The following is a 22073-nucleotide window of genomic DNA, read 5'->3' as shown; positions in this document are numbered from 1 at the left end:
GGCTGTGTCGCCCGCCCGCAGCATGAACGGAAGATGGGGCAAGAAGAGCCAAGCCTGACCCCAGCCATAACGGGAGCATAGAGATGAACTGGAAGTCCACGGTCGCGGCCGCCACCTTGGCGCTGCTCGCATCCACCAGCCTAGCCAGCGCGGATGGCGTGCTGAACATCTTCAACTGGGGCAATTACACCAGCCCCGACATGATCAAGAAGTTCGAGCAGCAATACAACGTCAAGGTCACCATCACCGACTACGACTCGAACGACACTGCGCTTGCCAAGGTCCGCCAGGGCGGCACCGGTTTTGACATCGCCGTGCCCTCGCAGAACTATCTTCCCATCTGGATCCAGGAAGGCCTCGTGCAGGAGGTCGATCCCAGCAAGATGGAGAACTTCAAGAACGTTGCCAAGCAATGGGCCGACCCGCCATTCGATCCGGGCCGCAAATATTCGGTCCCGTGGGCCTGGGGCACCGTGGGTGTCGTCGTGAACACCAATGTCTACAAGGGCGACATCAACACCTGGGGCATCATCTTCAATACGCCGGATGAGTTGAAGGGCAAGGTCAACGTCGTGCCCGAGATGAGCGACGTGATGGCTGCGGCTCTCGCCTATGTCGGCGGCAAGCTTTGCGATGGCGACAAGGAGCACCTCAAGAAGGCTCGCGACGTGCTGATCGCAGCCAAGCCGAACTGGATCGCCATGGAGTACAACACCATCGAAAAGATGGGTGCGGGTGACTTCAAGGCCACGAGCGACTGGAACGGTTCGGCCTTGCGCCAGCGCCTGGCCCATCCCGAGATCCACTACGGCTATCCCAAGGAAGGCGTGGTGTTGTGGAGCGACAATGTCGTGGTCCTCAAGGAGGCCAAGAATGTCGAGAACGCCAAGCTGTTCATGAACTTCCTGATGGATCCCCAGAACGCGGCGCTGAACTCGTCCTTCCACCGCTACGCAAATGGTATCGAGGGCTCGGAGAAATACATGCCCGACGATATGAAGAATGCCCCGGAAGTGGTGGTGCCTCCGGAGGTCCTCAAGACTGCGGAATATTCCCGCGCATGTCCGGAAGACGTCCAGGCCCTCTACACGAAGATCTGGACCGAGCTGCAGAAGTAAGCCGCACAAGCAACATTCCTGCCTTTCCCGTCGCCCGGCGGGGAAGGCTCTACCCGCCGAGTTCCCGTCATGGTCCAGTCTGCGTTCGAATCCCGGTATGGTTTTCCCCGCACCGATGTCCGCCTCTCGAACTGGCGTCTGCCGCCCTGGAACGTATGGGCCTTTCGAAATGTCAGCGAACTCGTGCCGACGGCCGTCATTTCGGCCGGGACGGCGCCCGCGGAAGTGCCCGATGCCGACCCATCCCGGCTGCTCGAGGAACGCCTGACCGTCGCCGGCGAGCACAGGCCTCTGAGCGAAATCCTGAAGCAGACCTCGACCGACGCCCTAGTCATCATGAAGGCCGGACGTTTCATCGCCGATTATCACGCACCCGGTTTCAATACCCGCAGCCGCCACATCATCTTCTCGGTCAGCAAGTCCCTCACCGCCATCCTCGCCGGCATCGCCCAGGATGACGGGCTCCTGGACCCCGATGCACCGATCACCACCTATGTTCCCGAGATCGCCGCCTCCGCCTATGGCGATGCCAGGGTGCGGCACATCCTCGACATGCGCATGAGCCTTGCCTTCGAGGAAGCCTACCTGGACGCGACGGGCGATTTCGCCCGTTATCGCCGTGCAACGCTCTGGAATCCGCCCGAGCCAGGGCAGCCTGCCGAATCGCTGCTCGATTTCATCTCGACCATGCCCAAGGGGGCCGGCGATCATGGCGGGTCCTTCCGCTACCGTTCCCCCAATTCCGATCTGCTCGGCACCGTCGTGGAACGGGCTACCGGGCAACGCTATGCGGACTTCGCGTCCAGGCGGCTGTGGCAGCCCCTCGGCGCAGGACAGGACGGCTACATCACCGTCGATGCCGCCGGCGCGCCTCGGGCAGCGGGAGGCATCGTCATGGGCGCCCGTGATCTTGCACGCATCGGAGAGATGATGCGGCAGGGAGGCATGTTCGATGGTCGCCGCATCGTTTCCGAGGCCTGGGTGCGCGATACGCGTACGGGCGGCGACACCGACGCCTGGAAGGCCGGCGATTTCAGTCCGCTGCTGGCCGCCGGCAGCTACCGCAACAAATGGTACCAGACCGGCTACGCCAGCGAGGCCTTTTTCGGCATCGGCATCCACGGCCAGTGGGTCTATGTGCACCCGAAGGCGGAAATGGTGGTCGTAAAGATGTCGTCCCAGCCCATTCCCGTGGACGATCCGGTAGACCGGCTCTGCCTGGAGCTGTTCGAGGGCCTCGCCACCCTCATATAGGTCTTCGGGTTCGACCAAGCACCGCCTGGAAAGTTCAAACCCAAAGGCGGACAGACGCTCTGGCCGTTCCAGACCAAACTGCCGATGGCACAAGCATTTTGCGATTTCCGGTGACTTGGTCTGAAAGGAAAAAGAGTTAGAGAGAAGCGGCGTTTCTAGCCAAACGCGCCTTGCTCTAGGTTTCCACGATCAGCGAGCGACGGTGCGCCCTGAGCAAGCCCTGGATCGCCGCGGCCGTCTCCTCGATGGAACGACGCGTCACGTCGATCATGGGCCAGCCGCGCTGATTGAAGAGCCGGCGCGACTGCGCGATTTCCTCGGCCACCAGGGTCCGGTCCGTATAGGCAGCCACATCATGCTGCGGACTCAGCGTTAGGACGCGGTTCTCGCGAATCTGCACGATGCGCTCGGGCGAGGCGAAAAGGCCGACGATGAGCGGATTTCGGAGATTCTCGACCTCCGGCGGCAAGGGCACGCCGGGCACCAGCGGGATATTGGCGGTCTTGATGCCGCGATGAGCCAGATAGATCGAGGTCGGCGTCTTCGAGGTACGAGAGACACCGAGCAGCAGCACGTCGGCTTCGTTGAGATCACCGCCCATCAGGCCATCGTCGTGCAGCATCGTGTAGTTCAGGGCATCGATGCGCCGAAAATAATCGGCATTCAGCACGTGCTGCGCGCCCGGCTTCACAGACAGCTCTATGCCGAGATAGGATTGGAAAAGATCGAATATCGGCTGCAGCACCGAAAGCACGGGAGAACCGATATCCCGGCAGGTCCGCTCCAGGCGTTCGGCCAGATCCGCCTCCACCAGCGTGTAGAGCACGATACCGGGATTGGTCTCTATCTCGGCGATCGCCTTGTCGAGATCACGCTGGCTGCGCACGAGGGGATAGATGTGTTCCAGCGCCGAAATCGCCGGATATTGCGCAGCCACGGCACGGCCGGTGGTAATGAGGGTCTCGCCGGTGGAGTCCGAAACCAGGTGGAGATGGAAGAAGCTTCTTGTCGCCATGGCATGAGGTAACCCGGGACAGGATTGTGGACAAGTGGGGACAGATCAGGTGCGTTAACCTTCTCTTAAGAACCCCTGTGGAAGGATGCGGTGTTTCATCAACAGGCGCCACGCTTGGGATGAGATTCATGCACGCTGCCTGCACAAGACTCATAAGGCGCTAAGTGCAATCCGGCGGCCCCCCTCTCCCGTCAAGCCCAACGTCTTGAATCGCCTGGCTGATTCAGCCCCTGGCGCGCTCTCTCCAACATTCGGAATTTACCCTGCCGAACGGCGGGAGCCTGTGCACAGATTGTGGATGGCGAGGAACCACGGTAAACGAACTGTTAAGAAGAAAGAGAATGAAGATTCATATCTCTCTCTTTATTTTTTAGGTAGGCCGTCGGATCGGTCGAGCCTCGACATGTCCAGCCGATCGAACCGGTAGAGCCTTCCCATGACAAAGCCCCTCCTCGACGTTCTCGCCGGCAAGGCTTCTTCCGTGCCGCCGGTCTGGCTCATGCGCCAGGCAGGTCGTTATCTGCCGGAATATCGGGATTTGCGCACCAGGGCATCGGGCTTCCTGAATTTCTGCTACACGCCCGAGCTTGCGGTCGAGGCGACGCTCCAACCGATCCGTCGCTTCGGTTTCGACGCGGCCATCCTGTTCTCCGACATTCTGGTGGTTCCCGATGCCTTGGGACAAAAGGTCTGGTTCGAAGAGGGCGAGGGTCCCCGGTTGCAGCCCGTCACCGATCTTGCCGGGCTCGCGGGCTTGAAGGCGTCCGTCGATCTCGATCATCTGGAGCCCGTGTTCGAGACCATCCGTCGGGTGAAGGCCTCCCTTCCGCCGCATGTGACCTTTCTCGGCTTCTGCGGCGCGCCCTGGACCGTGGCGACCTATATGATTGCCGGTCGGGGCGTGAAGGACCAGGTACCGGCCAGGCTTGCGGCCTATCAGGATCCCCGGTTCTTTTCGGCGATGATCGACCTGATCGTGGGCGCCTCGATAGATTATTTGTCGGCGCAGCTTGAAAATGGTGTCGACGCTGTCCAAATATTCGATAGTTGGGCGGGAATCCTGCCGCCGAACGAGTTCGAGCGCTGGGCCGTGGAGCCTGTCGAGCGTATCGTTAAAGGCGTCCGGACACGCCATCCCCATGCACGCATCATCGGTTTTCCGCGGGGCGCGGGATCCTTCTATCGTGATTATGCGCAAGGCATTGCGGTGGATGCCGTAGGTCTCGACTGGGCCGTGGATCCGGCCTGGGCCGCCCGCGAGGTGCAGGTCGTGAAACCCGTACAGGGCAATCTCGATCCGCTCGCGCTCGTTGCCGGCGGCGATGCCCTGTACCGTGCCCTCGATCGCATTCTCGATGCACTTTCCGGCAAGCCCTTCATCTTCAACCTGGGGCACGGCATCGTGCCGCAGACTCCCATCGCCCATGTCGAACAGATGCTGAAGCGAATCAGGGGCTGAGGCGTTAGGGTGCTGTCGCCGTGGCGCGACGCATCAGCGCGTGGCTGTGGGCCGATATCGGGAAGATCGTGTCTTGCCGCTCAGGATACGCAATCGTGACGCGCCGCGTTGCGGGATGTCCGGGACGAAAGGTTGGAGCTACTCATGGACTATGCCGGCACGGCCTATAATCTGGTGAAAGCGGGGCACATCATTGCCGTGATCGCCTGGATGGCCGGCATGCTCTATCTGCCGCGGCTTTTCGTCTATCACGCCGAGGCGCAGAAGGGCTCGATCCAGAGCGAGACCTTCAAGGTGATGGAACGACGCCTGCTGAAGGCGATCATCAATCCGGCGATGGTCCTGACCTGGATCCTGGGCCTCCTTCTGGTCTGGTCGTCGGGCTTCTATGTGGCGGGCTGGTTCCATACCAAGTTTCTACTCGTCCTGATCCTGTCTGGCGTGCATGGCTGGTTCTCGAAGCTCACCAGGGATTTCGCCAATGACCGGAACACGCGGCCGGCGAAATTCTACCGTATGATCAACGAAATACCCACGGTACTGATGATCCTGATCGTTGTTCTCGTGGTCGTTAAACCTTTTTAATCCGGAGCAGCCCTGACCCGCTTGCCGACACGGCAGACGGGCGCTATAAAGCGCTTCTCCTTCCATTGCAGGCTGGCGTTGAGAGGTTTGGGCTTGAGCCCGGCCAAGGCGCTGACGCAAGGCGGTTATCGTCTCGCGAGCAAGACCTGTTCCTCCTAGTGTTCTCGATTTCGCGCTTTTCAATGCGCGGTGTGAACCGACTTATCCCCCCAACAAGGACTCCCCATGCGGGAAATTAAACTTCAGGACCTCAAGTCCAAGACTCCCATCGAAATGCTTGCCTTTGCCGAGGAGCTCGAGGTTGAGAACGCCTCCTCGATGCGCAAGCAGGAATTGATGTTCGCCGTTCTCAAGCAGCTCGCTAGCCGCGAGGTCGAGATCGTCGGCGAAGGCGTCGTCGAAGTGCTGCAGGACGGATTCGCCTTCCTGCGCTCGCCCGAAGCCAACTATCTGCCGGGCCCGGACGATATCTATGTTTCGCCTTCCCAGATCCGCAAGTTCGGCCTGCGAACGGGCGATACGGTCGAGGGCATCATTCGCTCTCCCAAGGAAGGCGAGCGCTATTTCGCCCTGCTCAAGGTCAACACGATCAATTTCGAAGACCCTGACAAGACCAAGCACAAGATCAATTTCGACAATCTGACGCCGCTTTATCCCAACCAGCGCCTCAAGCTGGAAATCGGCGATCCCACCAAGAAGGACTATTCGGCGCGCGTCATCGATATCGTGTCGCCGATCGGCAAAGGCCAGCGCGCCCTCATCGTCGCGCCGCCGCGCACCGGCAAGACGGTGCTCCTGCAGAACATCGCCCAGTCCATCACGGCAAACCATCCCGAATGCTATCTGATCGTGCTTCTGATCGACGAGCGTCCGGAAGAAGTCACTGACATGCAGCGCTCCGTGAAGGGCGAGGTGATCTCCTCGACCTTCGATGAACCGGCCGGCCGTCATGTGCAGGTTTCCGAAATGGTGATCGAGAAGGCCAAGCGCCTCGTGGAGCATGGCCGCGACGTCGTGATCCTGCTCGACTCGATCACCCGCCTCGGCCGCGCCTACAACACCGTGGTGCCGTCCTCCGGCAAGGTGCTGACGGGTGGTGTCGACGCCAATGCGTTGCAACGGCCGAAGCGCTTCTTCGGCGCCGCGCGCAACATCGAGGAAGGCGGCTCGCTTACCATCATCGCCACTGCGCTGATCGAAACCGGTTCGCGCATGGACGAAGTGATCTTCGAAGAGTTCAAGGGCACCGGCAACTCGGAAATCATCCTGGACCGCAAGGTCTCCGACAAGCGCGTGTTCCCGGCCATCGACATCACCCGGTCCGGCACCCGCAAGGAAGAGCTCCTGGTCGCCAACGACATTCTCAAGAAGATGTATGTGCTGCGCCGTATTCTCAATCCGATGGGCACGGTGGACGCGATCGAGTTTCTGCTCGACAAGCTGCGTCAGACCAAGCAGAACGCCGACTTCTTCGATTCGATGAATACGTGAGCTCGAGCGACAGCTTCGGAAAACTGGAAGGCCCGGCGCTTCAGGCGTCGGGCCTTTTTGATTCGGAGACGGAACGGCAAAGGAAAAGACCGGAATTCAGGCGTCGCGGCGTCAATCGGTCGGAGACGGACGCGTTAACCCTGTTTCACGTGAATCACATCCGGCCTGATTCACGTGAAACACTCATGCCAGCATGTCCCGCATCGTCTCTCCGAGCCTGCCTGCGTCGGTTACGGGGAGCGAGCACCGGCCTTCGGAGCAGACGAAGGCCGCGCTCTCGCTGATCGCAGTGGCCAGTCTCACTGGATGGGCCTTGGGCAGGTCCGCCACCGACCCGACCTGCAACAAGGTCCGGTGCGTGTAGGGCTGGCGCCCAGCGGCTTCCAGCAGAGCCTGCGCTTCCGCATCCTGGCCGACAACCACGATCTCCAGTCCATGAAGCCGCAGGTCCAGCGCGTTGAGGAGGGATGCGTGACCGAAGACGTTGACGTTCATCGAGGGCGATAGGGCCTTCATCAGGTCGTCGCCCCGTTGCAGCCAATGCGTCTCTCCGGTCATGGCAGCCAGACGGAAAAGGTTGTCCGCCATGACGCCGTTCGGATTTGGCACCGCGTCATCCAGGGTCGAGCGCGGCCGGGTGATCAAGGCAGGAGCATCGCGGGCGCTGAGGAAATAGCCGCCGCCCTCGCCGTCGCGGTAGTCAGCCTCGATGATCTCCGCCCATTGCCTGGCCTTCTCCAGATAGAGCCCCCCGGCTCCGGCTTCGCAAAGTGCAATGGCGGCGCGGATCATATAGGCAAGATCGCTGGCAAGGCCGGGAACCAGCAGGCGTTCCGCGCGCCACGAATGGCCCAGGCGGGTACCGTCCGCCATGGATTCGGCCACGAAATGGAATGCCTTTCGGCCAAGCTCCAGCCAGTCAGGCTGTTCGAAGGCGATGGAAGCGCGGGCCAGCGCGGCGATCATCAGGCCGTTCCAATCCGCCAGGACCTTGTCGTCACGGGCGGGCGGGATGCGTCCGGCGCGCGCAGCCAGCAAGCGGGGCCGAAGTTCGAGCCAGCCGACCTCGAGCGCGTCCGTGAGATCCTCCTTGCCGAGCCTGTTGGGGATCGACCGGCCCTCCCAATTGCCGTGCTCGTCTATGTCCAGCTCGTGAGCGACGAACTCGGCGTCATCCTCGCTGAGAGCCGCTCTCAGTTGTCCGGGCGTCCAGACGTAGTAGAGGCCCTCATGTCCCTCGGAGTCCGCGTCGAGCGAGGCTGCAAAGGCATTTCCATCTCCGGCCATCATCTCTCGCCGGAGCCACTCGACCATCTCGATGGCCGCATGTTTGTAGAGAGCCCTGCCGGTTTGCTGCCACGCTAGGCCGAGCAGGTCGAGCAGCTGGGCATTGTCGTACAGCATCTTTTCGAAATGCGGCACCAGCCAGCGGGAATCGACGCTGTAGCGTGCAAAGCCGCCGCCGACATGGTCGCGTATGCCTCCCTGGCATATGCGTTCGAGACTGAGGAGGAAGAGCCTTCGTCCTTCTCCCTCCTCCCCGGCGCGCCAGAGGGCCTCCAGATAGGATGCGTTCGGAAATTTCGGCGCGCCGCGTGTTCCTCCATCCATCGGATCGGCTATGCCGGCCAGGGCTTTCCACGACTGCTTCAGCTCCGCCTCTCCGAACGCGGTGTCGCCTCTGGGGGGAATGCGCGACAGCGCGTCGAGGAGCGCCTCGCGATTGCGTCCCACACGCTCGAAATCGGTGTGGTAGACCTTGGAAATCGCGTGCAGCACGTCCGGGAAGCCCGGCCGGCCGTAGCGGGCTTCGGGGGGATAATAAGTCCCACCCCAGAAGGGCTCGCCGCCAGGCGTGAGGAACATGGTCAGCGGCCAGCCGCCCTGCTCTCCCAGGGCGTGCAGGGCGTGCATGTAGATCTGGTCGATGTCGGGACGTTCCTCGCGATCGACCTTGATATTGATGAAAAGCTCGTTCATCAGACCGGCGATGGCGGGGTTCTCGAAACTCTCATGCGCCATGACGTGGCACCAGTGGCAAGCGGCATAGCCGATCGACAGCAGGATCGGCTTGTTCTCTGCCTTGGCCAGCGCCAGGGCGTCCTCGCCCCAGGGCTGCCAATGCACGGGGTTGCCAGCATGCTGGATCAGATAGGGGCTGGTTTCGTGGGCAAGGTTGTTCTGCAACGCGCTGGACAAGGTGGCACCCCTTCTTTCCCCTGGAGTATAAGCATGAACCGCGGCGCCAAAGCGAGCGCGGCAAGACGTTCGTGGGGCGTAGATGGTTGATACGATCGTGGCCTTGGCCTCAGGCGTCGGGCGGGCCGGCATTGCGGTGATCCGGGTATCGGGCCCCGGCGTTCGATTCGGATTGGAAACGATCGCCGGTACGGTCCCCGAACCGCGACGGGCCTCGCTGAGGCGCCTGAAATCACCGGATACGGACGAGATCCTCGACGAGGCGCTCGTACTTTTCTTTCAGGCACCGCGGAGCTTCACCGGTGAGGATCTCGCGGAGCTGCACGTGCATGGCGGCAGGGCCGTCGTCTCCGGCGTGGTCGACGCCTTGTTGACCCTGCCCGGTTTCCGGGCGGCCGAGCGCGGGGAATATACCCGGCGAGCGGTCGCCAGTGGTCGCCTCGACTTGACAGCCGCCGAAGGCATCGCCGATCTCGTGGAGGCCGAAACGGGTAGCCAGCGCCGACAGGCGTTGCGGCAGGCAGGGGGCGCACTGGAGCGCGCCGCGGCTGCCTGGCGCGAACGTCTCGCACGGATGCTGGCGCTCATCGAGGCGGAGATCGACTTTCCCGATGAGGAGGACGTGCCGGCCCTGTTCGCGGAAGTTCAGCACCGGGCCGGCAGGCTGCTGGCTGAGATTGACGGGGCACTCGCCGGGGGGCGCAGTGGCGAGCGCCTCCGCGAAGGCGCCGTGATGGTGATCGCAGGGCCGCCCAACGCCGGCAAGTCGACCTTGCTCAACGCCCTCGCACGACGCGACGTCGCAATCGTCACTCCCATAGCGGGCACGACGCGCGACACGCTGGAGGTCCATCTGGATCTCGGCGGTTATCCCGTTACGCTGGTCGACACGGCGGGCCTGCGGGAGACGAAGGACGTCGTCGAGGCGATCGGCGTGGAGCGCGCGCGGGCCAGTCTCGAAAGAGCGGATCTCGTTATATGGCTCGAGGCCGACGATGCGAGCGCCGAACATCGGGATCTGCCGGCGCCGGTCCTTCGGATCGCGACCAAGCGGGACGAGGGCGGGAAGTTGCCCGATGGCTTCAATCTTATGATATCCGCCAAGACCGGTGCCGGAATGTCAAGCCTTCTCAATCGGTTGGAACAAGTCGCGCGCGATGTTCTCGAGGGCGGTGAATCCGCTCTTGTGACGCGGGCACGCCACCGCAGGGAGCTTGAGGCGATTGCTCATCACCTTAGCCTTGTCTGCAGCGCCGATGAGGCGACGCCGGTGGAATTCGTGGCGGAGGACCTGCGACTGGCGGTGCGAGCCATCGGCCGGCTGACGGGACAGGTGGATATCGATGAGATCTATGACGTCATCTTCCGGGAGTTCTGCATCGGGAAATGAAACGAGCTTACCGGGCATTGCACCGGCGGCAGCGTGACTGTCCTATGGACGTGGGCAGCCTGCTGCCGGGGTCAGGCAGGAGACACGGCCTTCGCCCTTTGACCCCTGCGGCGCTTCGGCGTAAAAGGCCGCCCGGAAAGAAGGTGAGCGATGGATCGTCAGTTTGATGTGATCGTGGTGGGTGGAGGCCATGCCGGCTGTGAAGCGGCGGCGGCTTCCGCGCGGCTCGGCGCTCGCACGGCGCTGATCACCCATCGTGCCGACACGATCGGAACCATGTCGTGCAATCCCGCCATCGGGGGCCTGGGCAAGGGTCATCTCGTCCGGGAAATCGACGCACTCGATGGGCTGATGGGCCGCGTTGCCGATCAGGGCGGTATTCAGTTTCGGGTGCTGAACCGGCGGAAGGGTCCGGCCGTGCGCGGCCCACGCGCTCAGGCTGACCGTGCACTCTATGCGGCAGCGATGCAGCGCGCGATCGCCGGCCAGCCCAATCTTGCCGTTGTAGAGGCGGAGGTCGACGATATCCTCGTCGAATCCGGCCGTGCAACGGCAGTGGTGACCGCCGCGGGCGATCGATTCGGGTGCGGATCGGTTGTCCTGACCACCGGCACATTTTTGGGCGGCATCATTCATATCGGGGAAAGGCGCATACCGGCTGGCCGGGTCGGAGAAGCCCCGGCGCTGGGCCTCTCAAGGACGCTGGCTCGGATCGGCTTCGCCTTGGGGCGGTTGAAGACGGGGACCCCGGCCCGCCTCGATGGCAAGACGATCGACTGGGCCTCCCTCGAGATGCAGCCAGGCGACGAGCCGCCTGAGCCGTTCTCCACGCTGACGACGGTATTGCCCAATCCGCAGATCTCCTGCGGTATTACCCGTACCACGCCTGCGACACACAAAGTCATCCAGGACAACATCCACAGGGCGCCGATCTATTCCGGCCAGATCGAGAGTCGCGGGCCGCGCTACTGCCCGTCGATCGAGGACAAGGTGGTGCGGTTCGGTGAGCGGGACGGCCATCAGATCTTCCTGGAACCGGAAGGCCTGGACGACGACACCGTCTATCCCAATGGCATTTCGACATCGCTTCCCGAGGATGTCCAGCAGGCAATGATCGAAACCATACCCGGGCTCGGGAAGGTACGCATGATCCGTCCGGGTTACGCCATCGAGTATGACCATATCGATCCGCGCGAGCTTTATGCCACGCTGGAGGCCAAGCGTGTCGAGGGCCTGTTTCTTGCGGGTCAGATCAACGGCACCACTGGCTATGAAGAGGCCGGCGCCCAAGGCCTCGTCGCAGGGTTGAACGCCGCACGTCGTGCAGGTGGAAGCGAGGGTATTACCTTCGGACGGGAGGAATCCTATCTCGGCGTGATGGTCGACGACCTCGTGACCCGGGGGATCAGCGAGCCCTACCGCATGTTCACGTCGCGGGCGGAATATCGGTTGACCCTGAGGGCGGATAACGCCGACTGTCGTCTGACGGACCGGGGGATTGCCCTCGGTGTTGTGGGGTCCAAGCGTGCCAGTGCCTGGAGGGATAAGCAGGTGGCGTTCGCTCAGGCACTCAAGTGGGCCAAATCCGTTTCGGTTACACCCAATGGGGCCGAGTCCTCGGGGATTCATATCAACCGTGATGGCGTCCGCCGCACCGGCTTTGATCTTCTTGCCTATCCGAATATCGGCTTTGCAGACCTCGTGCGGTTATGGCCGGAAGCGGCCCAGTTCAGTGGTCCGGTTCTCGAACAGGTTGAGATCGAGGCCAAATACGCCGTCTATCTTGAGAGGCAGAAGGCAGATGTCGCGGCATTCAGGCGCGACGAAGATGTTGAAATTCCTCAGGATTTCGACTTTTCGGCCGTTATTGGCTTCTCCAATGAGACGCGTCAGAAATTCGTGACCGTTCGTCCGCGTACCATTGGTCAGGCGGGCCGTATCGACGGTATAACACCTGCGGCAACCACCCTGCTCCTTGCAGCGCTCCGGAAGAGAAAGCAGGTCAGATCGACGGCCTGATCGATTCGAGTCCGTATTGAATCTGAGGAGCTAACCAACGCTGCCCACGTTCCGGCGAGGCCCGGGCGATGGCGCTGCTTCGGGTACGGCAGGTATTTCTTGCCGGAATCGCGCTGATCCGGCATCTTGCGCGCATGACTCCAGATGCAGATCGTGCCCAAGCCCTCAAGTATATGACTGTTTCACGTGAAACAGTGGCTCAATTCGATGCCTATGTCGATCTCCTGCTCCGATGGCAGAAGATCAAGAACCTCGTGGCGCCGTCGACGCTGGATCGTGCATGGACTCGGCATATTGCCGATAGTGCACAGCTTCTTTCACATATCGGCGATGCAAAAACGGTGATCGACCTTGGTAGCGGAGCAGGCTTTCCGGGCTTGGTAATTGCGATTGCCTCAATCGGCGTGCCGGGTTTTCATGTTCATCTGGTAGAGGCAAATGGCCGCAAAGCGTCGTTTCTGCGAGAGGTGGCACGCGTGACCGGTGCGCCAGCGACGATTCATGCGGTGCGAATCGAGGATTTCACGGCATCGTGGAAGGGTCCGGTCGATTTGGTCACCGCTCGAGCGCTTGCATCGATATTGGCGCTCCTGGAGCTGAGCGAGGATCTGTTGAAAACAGGGGCTCGTGCCCTGTTTCTCAAGGGGCAAGATGTAGAGGCCGAATTGACCCAAGCCTCTAGATATTGGAGTATGCAAACAGAATTGTTCCCCAGCCTGACTGACCCAGGCGGACAAATTGTTTCGATCACGGCCGCGGCCAGGCGGAATTGAGGATCTCCTTTCCGGGAATCCACACCGCAGCGGGGCAAGAGGAAAAAATACGATGACTTTGCCGCGTATTCTCGCAATAGCCAACCAGAAGGGCGGTGTCGGCAAGACGACAACCGCCATCAACCTTGGCACGGCCCTCGCTGCGATCGGAGAGGACGTGCTGATCGTCGACCTGGATCCGCAGGGGAATGCATCGACAGGTCTCGGCATCGGCCAGAAGCAGCGTGTTCGCACCACCTATGACGTCATGGTGGGTGATTGCGACCTGCGCTCCGCCATTGTCGAGACGGTGGTGCCGCGCTTGCATATCGCGCCCTCGAATATGGATCTCCTCGGCGTCGAGCTTGAGATCGCCAATGAGCGGGATCGTGCCTTCCGCCTGCGTAAAGCCATCCACGCTCTGGCAGCCTCGACCGACTTTCCCTGCTCCTATATCCTGGTGGATTGTCCGCCATCCCTCAATCTGCTCACCATCAATGCAATGAGCGCGGCCGATGCCGTTCTCGTGCCGCTCCAGTGTGAGTTCTTCGCCCTGGAAGGTCTGTCACAGTTGCTGCGGACGGTCGAGCAAGTTCGTAACTCGTTGAATCCGAATCTCAGCATCCACGGTGTCGTGCTGACCATGTATGATGCCCGTAACAATCTTTCCGGGCAGGTCATGGCAGATGTGCGCGAATTCCTTGGGGAGAAGGTTTACCAGACCGTGATTCCCCGCAATGTTCGTGTCTCCGAAGCGCCGTCCTATGGCAAGCCGTCATTACTCTATGACCTCAAATGCCCGGGCAGCCAGGCCTATGTTCGTCTCGCCTCCGAAGTGATTCAGCGCGAGAAACTGCTACGTGCCGCTTGAAGCGGCAGTGAGGAAGAGCCATGAGTTCCGATGACAAGATGCGCCCGCGCCTGGGGCGCGGCCTGGCTGCCCTGATTGGCGACGCGGGTGATGAAGGTTCAGCCATCGAGCGCGCTCGTGGTCAGCGCCGGATTCCCACCAGTTTCCTGCGCCCGAATCCCCGCAATCCACGTCAGAACTTCACGGAAGAAGACCTGCAGGATCTCGCCAACTCCGTCCGGGAAAAGGGGGTCATCCAGCCGATCCTGGTCAGGCCCGTTCCGGGCACGATCGATTCCTATGAGATTATCGCGGGTGAACGCCGCTGGCGTGCTGCCCAGCGGGCGGGTCTTCACGATGTTCCCGTAACAGTCGTCGAGGCGTCCGATCGAGAGGCGCTAGAACTTGCCATCATCGAGAACGTCCAGCGTACGGATCTCAATGCCATCGAAGAAGCCGTGGGCTATGACAAGCTCATCGAGGAGTTCGCCTATTCGCAGAACGATCTTGCCAAGGTCATCGGCAAGAGCCGGAGCCATGTTGCCAATACGCTCCGCCTCCTCAAGCTGCCGGAGGCTATCAAGATCAATGTCGTGGAGGGCAAGCTCACGGCCGGCCATGCGCGTGCACTTCTCTCGGTGACCAATCCGGAGGCGGTGGCCCGGCTCATCATCTCCGAGAATATGTCCGTCCGTGAGGCCGAAAGCGTCGTGCAGGACGAGGCACAAAGCGCCGGCAAGACCCTGCGGGCCCGCAGCCGTGTCGAGAAGGACCCGGATACGATAGCGTTGGAGCGGACGATTTCAGATGTGCTCGGCCTTAAGGTAACTCTCGACCATCGGGGCGAGGGAGGCGAGATGAAGATCCGATACAATTCCCTCGAGCAGCTGGACGACCTCTGTCGCCGACTGCGGGATTGAGACAAGCTGCGCGGACGGGCCTTTCCGCTGCTTCCGTTTCATGAGTCGGGTCTCCATCGGCACCCGCGTGTATGGGAGGCGGCTCTCGGGATCCGGTGGCACAATGCAAGTTATTACAAAGAATAAAGATCCATGCAGATAACATTGACTACTTGGAATATAAATTCCGTTCGTCTTCGCATGGGTCTCGTGGAACGTTTCGTTAGGGAACGACAGCCCGATATACTCTGTCTCCAGGAGACGAAGGTCGAGGACGGCAAGTTTCCGGTGTCCGATGTACGTAAGCTTGGTTTCGAGCACATCGCCTTCAATGGCCAGAAGGGCTATCACGGCGTTGCAATCTTCTCGCGCCTTCCCTTCGAAACCGTCGACAAGCGCGAATTCTGTATGAAGGGCGACGCGCGCCATATCTCGGCCCGGTTCGGGATGGCCTCGGGATTGAAGCGGCCGCTCACCGTCCACAATTTCTATGTACCCGCCGGGGGCGACATTCCAGACCGCGAGCTGAATCCGAAATTCGGGCACAAGCTGGACTTCCTTGCCGAGATGCATGCGTGGTTTGCGGACTTCCCGAATGCCAATCCGCGCTCGATCCTGGTTGGGGATCTCAACATCGCGCCCTATGAGCATGACGTCTGGAGCCACAGGCAGCTCCTCGATGTCGTGTCGCACACGCCGGTCGAAACCGAGGCCATGAAGGCGATGATCGCCGAGCATGGCTGGATCGATGTGATGCGGCATTTCACGCCGGAGCCCGAGAAGCTCTACACGTGGTGGAGCTACCGAGCGGCCGACTGGCTTGTGTCAAACCGCGGCCGTCGGCTTGATCATATCTGGGCCAGCCCGACCCTCGTCGATGCCGCTCGCTCGATCGAGATCCTGAGCGAGGCTCGCGGTTGGGAAAAGCCGTCCGACCATGTCCCGGTGACAGGTGTGTTCGAAATCGAGTGACCGCACGTCTTGGTTAGCACTTGCTTGCCGCCCCAGCGGCCAACCTGCGCGGCGGGCATTAACCCATCTTCCCATTTGCGGGCGAACCGCGAACGAATCGGCGACGAATCACTGCCGGCCTGCCTTTCCCGGCCTACATCGCCGGCCGAAGGCTCCTGGTGGCCTCCTGAACGGAAGGTGGGCTTGAGATTGCCAGCTCCCATCCCTTAACCGCCTCGTCCGGTTTTGGGACGGTCTGGCGACCGGGTTCAGTCGTCCCCGCCGCCGCTGCCGCCAAAACGTGTGGCATTGAGCGTGAGACGGCCGATCTGCGTACCGACGATGATCTTGAACGGTGCGAGCACATGCGTGCCCTTGATCGGTGCAAGCCAGAGTTCGATGTCGCGATTGCTCTCCATGAACTTGGTCTGATCGCGATTCGGCCGGTGGCCGGCAATCGGTACGTAGCGGGCGGAGCAGACGATGGTGGGGCCGCTGTAGCCCTTGCCATCGACCTGTTCCGTCCGGGCATAGGAGAGCTTGATGTCGAAGCGTGTGGCGCCGTCGAAAACGGGAAGCGTACGTCTGCACGCCGCTGGTTCCAGCGCGTCTCCATTGCCCGCCACCGGCACGAGCATGGCCGACAGAGGATCGAGCACGCCATGCTTGTCAGCCGCCGTCACCGGGACACGATCCTTGCGCGGCGGCAGATCCGGTTGCAGGTCGATCGCGGTGATGTTGCCGGCCGAAAGAGCCATCTGAACCGTCTGCGGCTTCTTGCCGGCAATCGAGTTCAAGGCGTAGGACGAGGGCACGGGTGCCGCCGAGCCAAGCTTGCCCGAAGCAGAGGCGGACCCCCTGCCATCGCTGATCAGGCTGATCACGCCCCCGACCTTGGCTGCGGCATTGATCTTGTAGGGGCCGCCCTCGGAAAGGTTGATGCTGAGGTTGGCCGTGCCGATGGGCAAGCCAGCCAGTGTCACGCCGTAGCGGATGGCGGTGGTGGCGCTGTTGGCCGCGGCCAGCGCCGGGGCGAGGCCGATAAGGGCGCCAAGGGCGGCGCCCGAAGCGAGTCTGGTCAAAATCGAAATGGTCACGCCGGTCTCCCCGGCCGGTTTCCCGGCCGATCTTCAGGGGCATTGTAACAAGGTAAATGTTACGTAAACGTTGCCGAGAATCATCATGGCCAATTGTGGCTGAACCGAGGATGAAGCGGCCAGCGGCTGGCCCGCGACTTCAGCCGCCGGCCTGGGGGCCGGTGGCGTCCACAAGCGTGCGCGCCAGCAACGCACGCCCCTCGCGCCCGGTGATCTCAACCTCGATCAGCCTTCCAGCCGGCTGCTCGATCTGAGGGCGTACGGGAGCAAATTGCGCCGTGCGCCCGATGCCCCCGCGCTCGGTGAGAAGCATGCGTCGCTTCCCGATCTCGCCATCGAGGAAGCGGCTCAATGCATTCTCGCCAGCCTCCCGCAACTGCGCGGCTCGCTCCTTGATGGCTACGCCATCCACCGGCGGCATGCGTGCGGCCGGCGTCCCCGGCCGGGGCGAGAAGGGAAAGGCATGCAGATAGGTGATGCCGCACTCCTCGATCAGATCGAGGGAGCGTGCGAACATGGCATCGTCCTCCGTCGGAAAGCCGGCAATGAGGTCGGCGCCGAAGACGACGTCGGGGCGCAGCCCCCGCGCCTCGGCGCAGAAGCGCACGGCATCCGCCCGCAGGTGGCGCCGCTTCATGCGCTTGAGGATGAGATCGTCGCCCGACTGCAGGGAGAGATGGAGATGGGGCATCAGTCTCTCCTCCTCGGCCAGGGCCTGCATCAGGTCCTCATCCGCCTCGACCGAGTCGATGGAGGAAAGCCGCAGTCGCGGCAGGTCTGGCACCTCCCTCAGGATACGGCGTACCAGCGCTCCCAGCGGCAGGGGTTCGCCAAGGTCCGGCCCGTAGCTGGTGAGGTCGACTCCCGTGAGCACGATCTCCTTGTAGCCCGCATCCACCAGGCGGCGGATCTGGGCGATCACCGTCGCCGGGGCGAGGGAACGGGAATTGCCCCGGCCAAACGGGATGATGCAGAAGGTACAGCGATGGTCGCAGCCATTCTGGATCTGGACGAAACCCCGGGCGCGCCCCTTGAAGCCGGCGATTTCCGGCAGCGCGATATCGCGCGCCGCCATGATGTCCGAGGTGACGAGCTTGCCCTGTTCCCTGCCTAGGGTCTGCCAGGTCTGTGGCTTCAGCTTCTCGCCGTTGCCCACCACGAAGGAAACTTCCGGCATGGCGGCGAAGCGATCCGGATCCGTCTGCGCGGCGCAGCCGGTAACGGCGATGGCGCGGTGGGGGTCCTCGCGCTTGAGGCGGCGAATGGTCTGCCGGGCCTGGCGGACGGCCTCGCCCGTCACGGCGCAACTGTTGATCACAGTGAGATCGCCGCGCGTGCCGATGGCGGCCTTCATCGCTTCGGATTCGTGGATGTTGAGGCGGCAGCCGAAGGTGACGATCTCGGTCATGGGCGGTTTTCGGTATGCCTGCCCCAGGGGCGGCACGGCTGCCTTTCGTGAGAGATACCGGCGCGCGGACCGGCGGTCGTCATGCCGCGTGGGTGAACCAGTCGGCGGTGAAGCGGCCTTCATGTTCCAGTTCCACGGCACCCGTCATGAGGACGTGGCCGTCGGTCTCACGCCATTCGATCAGGAGATCGCCACCGGGCAGGGTGATGCGCACATTCCGCCCGGTCTTGCCCAGTCGTGCCGCGGCCACGGCTGTCGCACAGGCGGCCGAGCCGCAGGCACGCGTCAGGCCGGCCCCACGCTCCCAGACGCGCAGCACGATGTGCTCGCGGCTGAGCACCTGCGCGACGGAAACGTTCACACGCTCGGGGAAAAGCGGATCATGCTCGATCTGCGGGCCGATGCTGGCGAGATCGTAGTCCCAGGGATCCTGCCCGACCCAGAAAACCGCGTGGGGATTGCCCATGTTCACGACGCTGGGCCCCTGCAGAAGCGGCGCATCCGCCGGACCAAAGGCAAAGTCGATCGCCTTCGTATCGCCGGCATTGCGGGAAAGCGGTATCTGCTGCCATTCGAAGGCAGGCGGTCCCATGTCGACGGTGAAATCCAGCCCCGAACGACGAGCCTCGACGAGGCTCGTCGGTGTCTGCAGGAGCAGCCTGTCCCTGCCGACGACGGGCATGTAATACCAGGATACACAGCGCGTGCCGTTGCCGCAGGCGCCGGACTGGGAGCCATCGGTGTTGAAGATGCGCATGAACGCATCCGTCTCCGGCCGCTGGGGCGGATAGAGCACCATAAGCTGGTCGAAGGGCTCGCGCACCGCTATCGCCCGTGCCTCGGCCGGCGTAACGGCATGCATGCCGTCACTGAGATCGAGCACGACGATCTCGTTGCCGATGCCGTTCATCTTCAGATAGGGGCGATTGGCGAGGCCGGACATGGTGGTTTCCAGGAAATATCTCGGCCCTATATAGGGCAAGATGCCCCGCATACCAACGGCAGAGAACTGCACCGTCCGCTCATTCTATCCCCATGGGCGCTGGCCGTGCACCCGACAAGCCCTCGACTGTCCTGTATCCGCCGTCGAATTTCCGAAACACCTTGTTGGCCGTCATTCCACCCGCTAGGGTCGGCGCCCAACAAGAGGAAACGCCACTATAATGTCGGATAAGAAACTTCCGCGCCAAGCCCGTCCCAGCTTCACCGATCAGGAAGCGCTCGCCTTCCACCAGCAGGGCAAGCCCGGAAAGCTCGAGGTCTCCCCCACCAAGCCCATGGCGACGCAGCGCGACCTGTCGCTCGCCTATTCGCCGGGCGTCGCCGTGCCCGTCCGCGCCATCGCGGAAGACCCCTCGCTTGCCTATGACTACACCACCAAGGGCAATATGGTGGCCGTGATCTCGAACGGGACCGCCATCCTCGGCCTTGGCGATCTCGGCGCGCTGGCTTCCAAGCCGGTGATGGAAGGCAAGTCCGTCCTGTTCAAGCGCTTTGCGGATGTCGACTCCATCGACCTCGAGGTCGATACCAAGGACCCGGACGCCTTCATCAATGCGGTGCGCTATCTGGGACCGAGCTTCGGCGGCATCAACCTCGAAGACATCAAGGCGCCGGAATGCTTCATCATCGAGCAGCGCCTCAAGGAACTGATGGACATTCCGGTCTTCCACGACGATCAGCATGGCACCGCCATCATCGCTGCCGCAGGCCTCTTCAACTGCCTCAAGCTCACTGACCGCGACATCTCAAACACCCGCCTGGTGGTGAACGGCGCCGGTGCAGCGGGCATCGCCTGCGTCGAACTCGTCAAGGCCATGGGTTTTGCACCCCACAACGTGCTGCTCTGCGATACCAAGGGTGTGGTCTACAAGGGCCGTACCGACGGCATGAACCAATGGAAATCCGCTCATGCCGCCGAGACCGACCGGCGCACGCTGGCCGAGGCGCTCGACGGTGCCGACGTCTTCTTCGGCCTCTCGGCCAAGGGGGCGCTCACGCCGGAGATGGTGCGTTCCATGGCACCCAACCCGGTCATCTTCGCCATGGCCAACCCGGATCCGGAAATCACGCCGGACGAGGCGCATGCCGTCCGCGATGACGTCATCATCGCCACCGGCCGTTCCGACTATCCCAACCAGGTGAACAACGTCCTCGGCTTTCCCTATATCTTCCGTGGCGCGCTGGACGTGCATGCCACCTCCATCAACATGGAGATGAAGATCGCGGCGGCACAGGCGCTGGCCGAACTCGCCCAGGAAGAAGTGCCTGACGACGTGGCCACCGCCTATCAGGGCGCACGCCCGCGCTTCGGGCGGGAGTACATCATTCCCGTGCCCTTCGATCCGCGCCTGATCACCCGCCTTCCGGTGGCCGTCGCCAAGGCGGCGATCGAGACCGGCGTCGCCCGAAAGCCCATCCAGAACCTCGATGCCTATCGCGCCGCTTTGTCGGCCCGCCGCGATCCGGTCGCCGGCACGCTGGCTCGCATCTTTGACAAGGTGAGGCGCTCGCCCAAGCGCGTGGTGTTCGCCGAGGGGGAGGAGGAGGCGGTGATCCGCGCCGCCGCTTCCTTCGTCAACCAGGGCCTGGGCACCGCAATCCTGGTCGGCCGCGAGGACCGTGTGGAGGCAGCCGCTGCCTTCGCCGGCGTCGAGCTGCGCGAGGGCATGGTAATCCAGAACGCCCGCATCTCCCCGCGTACCAACGCCTATGCGCAGTACCTCTATGACCGGCTGCAGCGCAAAGGCTACCTGATGCGCGACTGCATCCGCCTGGCCTCGATCGACCGCAACCATTTCGCCGCCTGCATGGTCGCGATGGGCGATGCCGATGCCATGGTCACCGGCCTCACCCGCAACTATTCGATTGCGCTGGAAGATGTGCGCCGCGTGATCAACGACAAGCCCGGCCATTGCGTCATCGGCCTGTCCATCGCCATCGCACGCGGGCGTACCGTGCTGGTGGCCGATACCGCCGTGCACGACATGCCGACATCGGAGGAACTGGCCGCCATCGCCATTGAGGCGGCACTGGTGGCCAAGCGTCTCGGATATGAACCCCGCGTCGCCATGCTTGCCTACTCCACCTTCGGACATCCCGAGGGCGAGCGTGCCGAGCGAGTGCGAGAGGCTGTCCGTATTCTCGATCGCCAGCGGGTCGATTTCGAGTATGACGGCGAGATGGGCGCGGATGTCGCCCTAAACCGCGACGCCATGGCGCTGTATCCGTTTTGCCGGCTAAGTGGGCCAGCCAACGTATTGATCATGCCGGCCTTCCACTCCGCCTCCATCTCCACCAAGATGCTGCAGGAGCTTGGCGGCGCCACGGTGATCGGGCCGATGCTCGTGGGCCTGGACAAGCCTGTGCAGATCGTGCCCCTTGCCGCCAAGGATTCTGATCTCGTCAACATGGCAGTGCTGGCGGCGGCCAATATCGGCGGCTGATCGTCTTTTCCCGGCAATAGGAATGGGCGCCGTTACCTCGGGTAGCGGCGCTCTTTTAGTATAGTGTCGTTCTCTCCTGGCGGATCGGGACTATCTGCTGCCGCGTTACTCGGAATATATTTCTACGTTTGGTATGTCCA

At 62.4% G+C, this 22073-nt stretch carries 17 protein-coding genes; 12 read left to right on the top strand and 5 right to left on the bottom strand.

All coding sequences use genetic code 11. The features are described from left to right. Positions 1 to 83 precede the first annotated feature (83 nt). Positions 84 to 1118 carry an extracellular solute-binding protein gene (locus AC6H34_RS10065; RefSeq protein ID WP_448150169.1) on the top strand — a complete coding sequence of 345 codons (1035 nt, stop codon included), beginning with the start codon at positions 84 to 86 and terminating at the stop codon, positions 1116 to 1118. A gap of 69 nt (positions 1119 to 1187) precedes the next feature. After that, a complete protein-coding gene (locus tag AC6H34_RS10060) occupies positions 1188 to 2372 on the top strand; it encodes a serine hydrolase domain-containing protein (protein ID WP_497538716.1) in 1185 nt (394 codons plus the stop codon). A gap of 175 nt (positions 2373 to 2547) precedes the next feature. Here the strand turns inward: AC6H34_RS10060 and AC6H34_RS10055 are convergent, their stop codons facing one another. Next, positions 2548 to 3387 carry a pyruvate, water dikinase regulatory protein gene (locus AC6H34_RS10055; protein ID WP_448150171.1) on the bottom strand — a complete coding sequence of 280 codons (840 nt, stop codon included), beginning with the start codon at positions 3385 to 3387 and terminating at the stop codon, positions 2548 to 2550. Positions 3388 to 3823: 436 nt separating this feature from the next. On the opposite strand from AC6H34_RS10055, the gene hemE reads away from it, so the two are divergent. The 3 genes from hemE to rho all read left to right on the top strand — a co-directional run bounded on the left by hemE (position 3824) and on the right by rho (position 6922). Beyond that, on the top strand, positions 3824 to 4846 hold the full coding sequence (hemE, locus tag AC6H34_RS10050) for a uroporphyrinogen decarboxylase (RefSeq protein WP_497538715.1): 1023 nt from the start codon (positions 3824 to 3826) through the stop codon (positions 4844 to 4846). Positions 4847 to 4990: 144 nt separating this feature from the next. Further along, a complete protein-coding gene (hemJ, locus tag AC6H34_RS10045) occupies positions 4991 to 5431 on the top strand; it encodes a protoporphyrinogen oxidase HemJ (protein ID WP_448150173.1) in 441 nt (146 codons plus the stop codon). A 225-nt stretch (positions 5432 to 5656) separates the two neighbouring features. After that, a complete protein-coding gene (rho, locus tag AC6H34_RS10040) occupies positions 5657 to 6922 on the top strand; it encodes a transcription termination factor Rho (protein WP_448150174.1) in 1266 nt (421 codons plus the stop codon). A 183-nt stretch (positions 6923 to 7105) separates the two neighbouring features. Here the strand turns inward: rho and AC6H34_RS10035 are convergent, their stop codons facing one another. Then, entirely contained in the window at positions 7106 to 9121 is a 2016-nt protein-coding gene (locus tag AC6H34_RS10035; RefSeq protein WP_497538714.1) for a thioredoxin domain-containing protein, read from the bottom strand. A gap of 82 nt (positions 9122 to 9203) precedes the next feature. Between AC6H34_RS10035 and mnmE the strand changes: the two genes are divergently transcribed. The 6 genes from mnmE to xth all read left to right on the top strand — a co-directional run bounded on the left by mnmE (position 9204) and on the right by xth (position 16003). Then, positions 9204 to 10511 carry a tRNA uridine-5-carboxymethylaminomethyl(34) synthesis GTPase MnmE gene (gene mnmE / locus AC6H34_RS10030; protein WP_497538713.1) on the top strand — a complete coding sequence of 436 codons (1308 nt, stop codon included), beginning with the start codon at positions 9204 to 9206 and terminating at the stop codon, positions 10509 to 10511. 150 nt (positions 10512 to 10661) lie between these two features. After that, positions 10662 to 12530 (top strand): tRNA uridine-5-carboxymethylaminomethyl(34) synthesis enzyme MnmG, encoded by a 1869-nt coding sequence (gene mnmG / locus AC6H34_RS10025; protein WP_497538712.1) that lies wholly within the window; start codon positions 10662 to 10664, stop codon positions 12528 to 12530. Between the two features lie 134 nt (positions 12531 to 12664). After that, complete coding sequence (rsmG, locus tag AC6H34_RS10020; RefSeq protein ID WP_497539870.1) at positions 12665 to 13303, top strand: 16S rRNA (guanine(527)-N(7))-methyltransferase RsmG; 639 nt, start codon at positions 12665 to 12667, stop codon at positions 13301 to 13303. Between the two features lie 52 nt (positions 13304 to 13355). After that, positions 13356 to 14153: a ParA family protein gene (locus AC6H34_RS10015; protein ID WP_448150178.1), complete on the top strand. Its 798-nt coding sequence runs from the start codon at positions 13356 to 13358 to the stop codon at positions 14151 to 14153. A 20-nt stretch (positions 14154 to 14173) separates the two neighbouring features. Continuing rightward, positions 14174 to 15052: a ParB/RepB/Spo0J family partition protein gene (locus AC6H34_RS10010; RefSeq protein ID WP_497538711.1), complete on the top strand. Its 879-nt coding sequence runs from the start codon at positions 14174 to 14176 to the stop codon at positions 15050 to 15052. 132 nt (positions 15053 to 15184) lie between these two features. Next, complete coding sequence (xth, locus tag AC6H34_RS10005) at positions 15185 to 16003, top strand: exodeoxyribonuclease III (protein ID WP_497538710.1); 819 nt, start codon at positions 15185 to 15187, stop codon at positions 16001 to 16003. A gap of 248 nt (positions 16004 to 16251) precedes the next feature. On the opposite strand, the gene AC6H34_RS10000 is transcribed toward xth, so the two are convergent. The 3 genes from AC6H34_RS10000 to dapF all read right to left on the bottom strand — a co-directional run bounded on the left by AC6H34_RS10000 (position 16252) and on the right by dapF (position 19430). Then, positions 16252 to 17079, bottom strand: a complete 828-nt coding sequence (locus AC6H34_RS10000; RefSeq protein WP_497538709.1) for a DUF3108 domain-containing protein — start codon at positions 17077 to 17079, stop codon at positions 16252 to 16254. Positions 17080 to 17218: 139 nt separating this feature from the next. Beyond that, the gene (gene mtaB, locus AC6H34_RS09995; RefSeq protein ID WP_497538708.1) at positions 17219 to 18487 is read right to left on the bottom strand and encodes a tRNA (N(6)-L-threonylcarbamoyladenosine(37)-C(2))-methylthiotransferase MtaB; all 1269 of its coding nucleotides are present in this window, start codon (positions 18485 to 18487) and stop codon (positions 17219 to 17221) included. A 79-nt stretch (positions 18488 to 18566) separates the two neighbouring features. After that, complete coding sequence (gene dapF / locus AC6H34_RS09990; protein WP_497538707.1) at positions 18567 to 19430, bottom strand: diaminopimelate epimerase; 864 nt, start codon at positions 19428 to 19430, stop codon at positions 18567 to 18569. A 220-nt stretch (positions 19431 to 19650) separates the two neighbouring features. Between dapF and AC6H34_RS09985 the strand changes: the two genes are divergently transcribed. Continuing rightward, complete coding sequence (locus AC6H34_RS09985) at positions 19651 to 21933, top strand: NADP-dependent malic enzyme (protein WP_448150184.1); 2283 nt, start codon at positions 19651 to 19653, stop codon at positions 21931 to 21933. Positions 21934 to 22073 lie beyond the last annotated feature (140 nt).

Source organism: Labrys sp. ALF-8, assembly GCF_059699065.1.
The sequence above is the reverse complement of the archived record's forward strand: the minus strand, read 5'-3'. Positions and strand labels throughout refer to the sequence as shown.

Coding starts and splice junctions, on each gene's coding strand:
- AC6H34_RS10065 (WP_448150169.1), top strand. CDS start 84: ATGAACTGGAAGTCCACGGTCGCGGCCGCCACCTTGGCGCTGCTCGCA.
- AC6H34_RS10060 (WP_497538716.1), top strand. CDS start 1,188: ATGGTCCAGTCTGCGTTCGAATCCCGGTATGGTTTTCCCCGCACCGAT.
- AC6H34_RS10055 (WP_448150171.1), bottom strand. CDS start 3,387: ATGGCGACAAGAAGCTTCTTCCATCTCCACCTGGTTTCGGACTCCACC.
- hemE (WP_497538715.1), top strand. CDS start 3,824: ATGACAAAGCCCCTCCTCGACGTTCTCGCCGGCAAGGCTTCTTCCGTG.
- hemJ (WP_448150173.1), top strand. CDS start 4,991: ATGGACTATGCCGGCACGGCCTATAATCTGGTGAAAGCGGGGCACATC.
- rho (WP_448150174.1), top strand. CDS start 5,657: ATGCGGGAAATTAAACTTCAGGACCTCAAGTCCAAGACTCCCATCGAA.
- mnmE (WP_497538713.1), top strand. CDS start 9,204: ATGGTTGATACGATCGTGGCCTTGGCCTCAGGCGTCGGGCGGGCCGGC.
- mnmG (WP_497538712.1), top strand. CDS start 10,662: ATGGATCGTCAGTTTGATGTGATCGTGGTGGGTGGAGGCCATGCCGGC.
- rsmG (WP_497539870.1), top strand. CDS start 12,665: ATGACTCCAGATGCAGATCGTGCCCAAGCCCTCAAGTATATGACTGTT.
- AC6H34_RS10015 (WP_448150178.1), top strand. CDS start 13,356: ATGACTTTGCCGCGTATTCTCGCAATAGCCAACCAGAAGGGCGGTGTC.
- AC6H34_RS10010 (WP_497538711.1), top strand. CDS start 14,174: ATGAGTTCCGATGACAAGATGCGCCCGCGCCTGGGGCGCGGCCTGGCT.
- xth (WP_497538710.1), top strand. CDS start 15,185: ATGCAGATAACATTGACTACTTGGAATATAAATTCCGTTCGTCTTCGC.
- mtaB (WP_497538708.1), bottom strand. CDS start 18,487: ATGACCGAGATCGTCACCTTCGGCTGCCGCCTCAACATCCACGAATCC.
- dapF (WP_497538707.1), bottom strand. CDS start 19,430: ATGTCCGGCCTCGCCAATCGCCCCTATCTGAAGATGAACGGCATCGGC.
- AC6H34_RS09985 (WP_448150184.1), top strand. CDS start 19,651: ATGTCGGATAAGAAACTTCCGCGCCAAGCCCGTCCCAGCTTCACCGAT.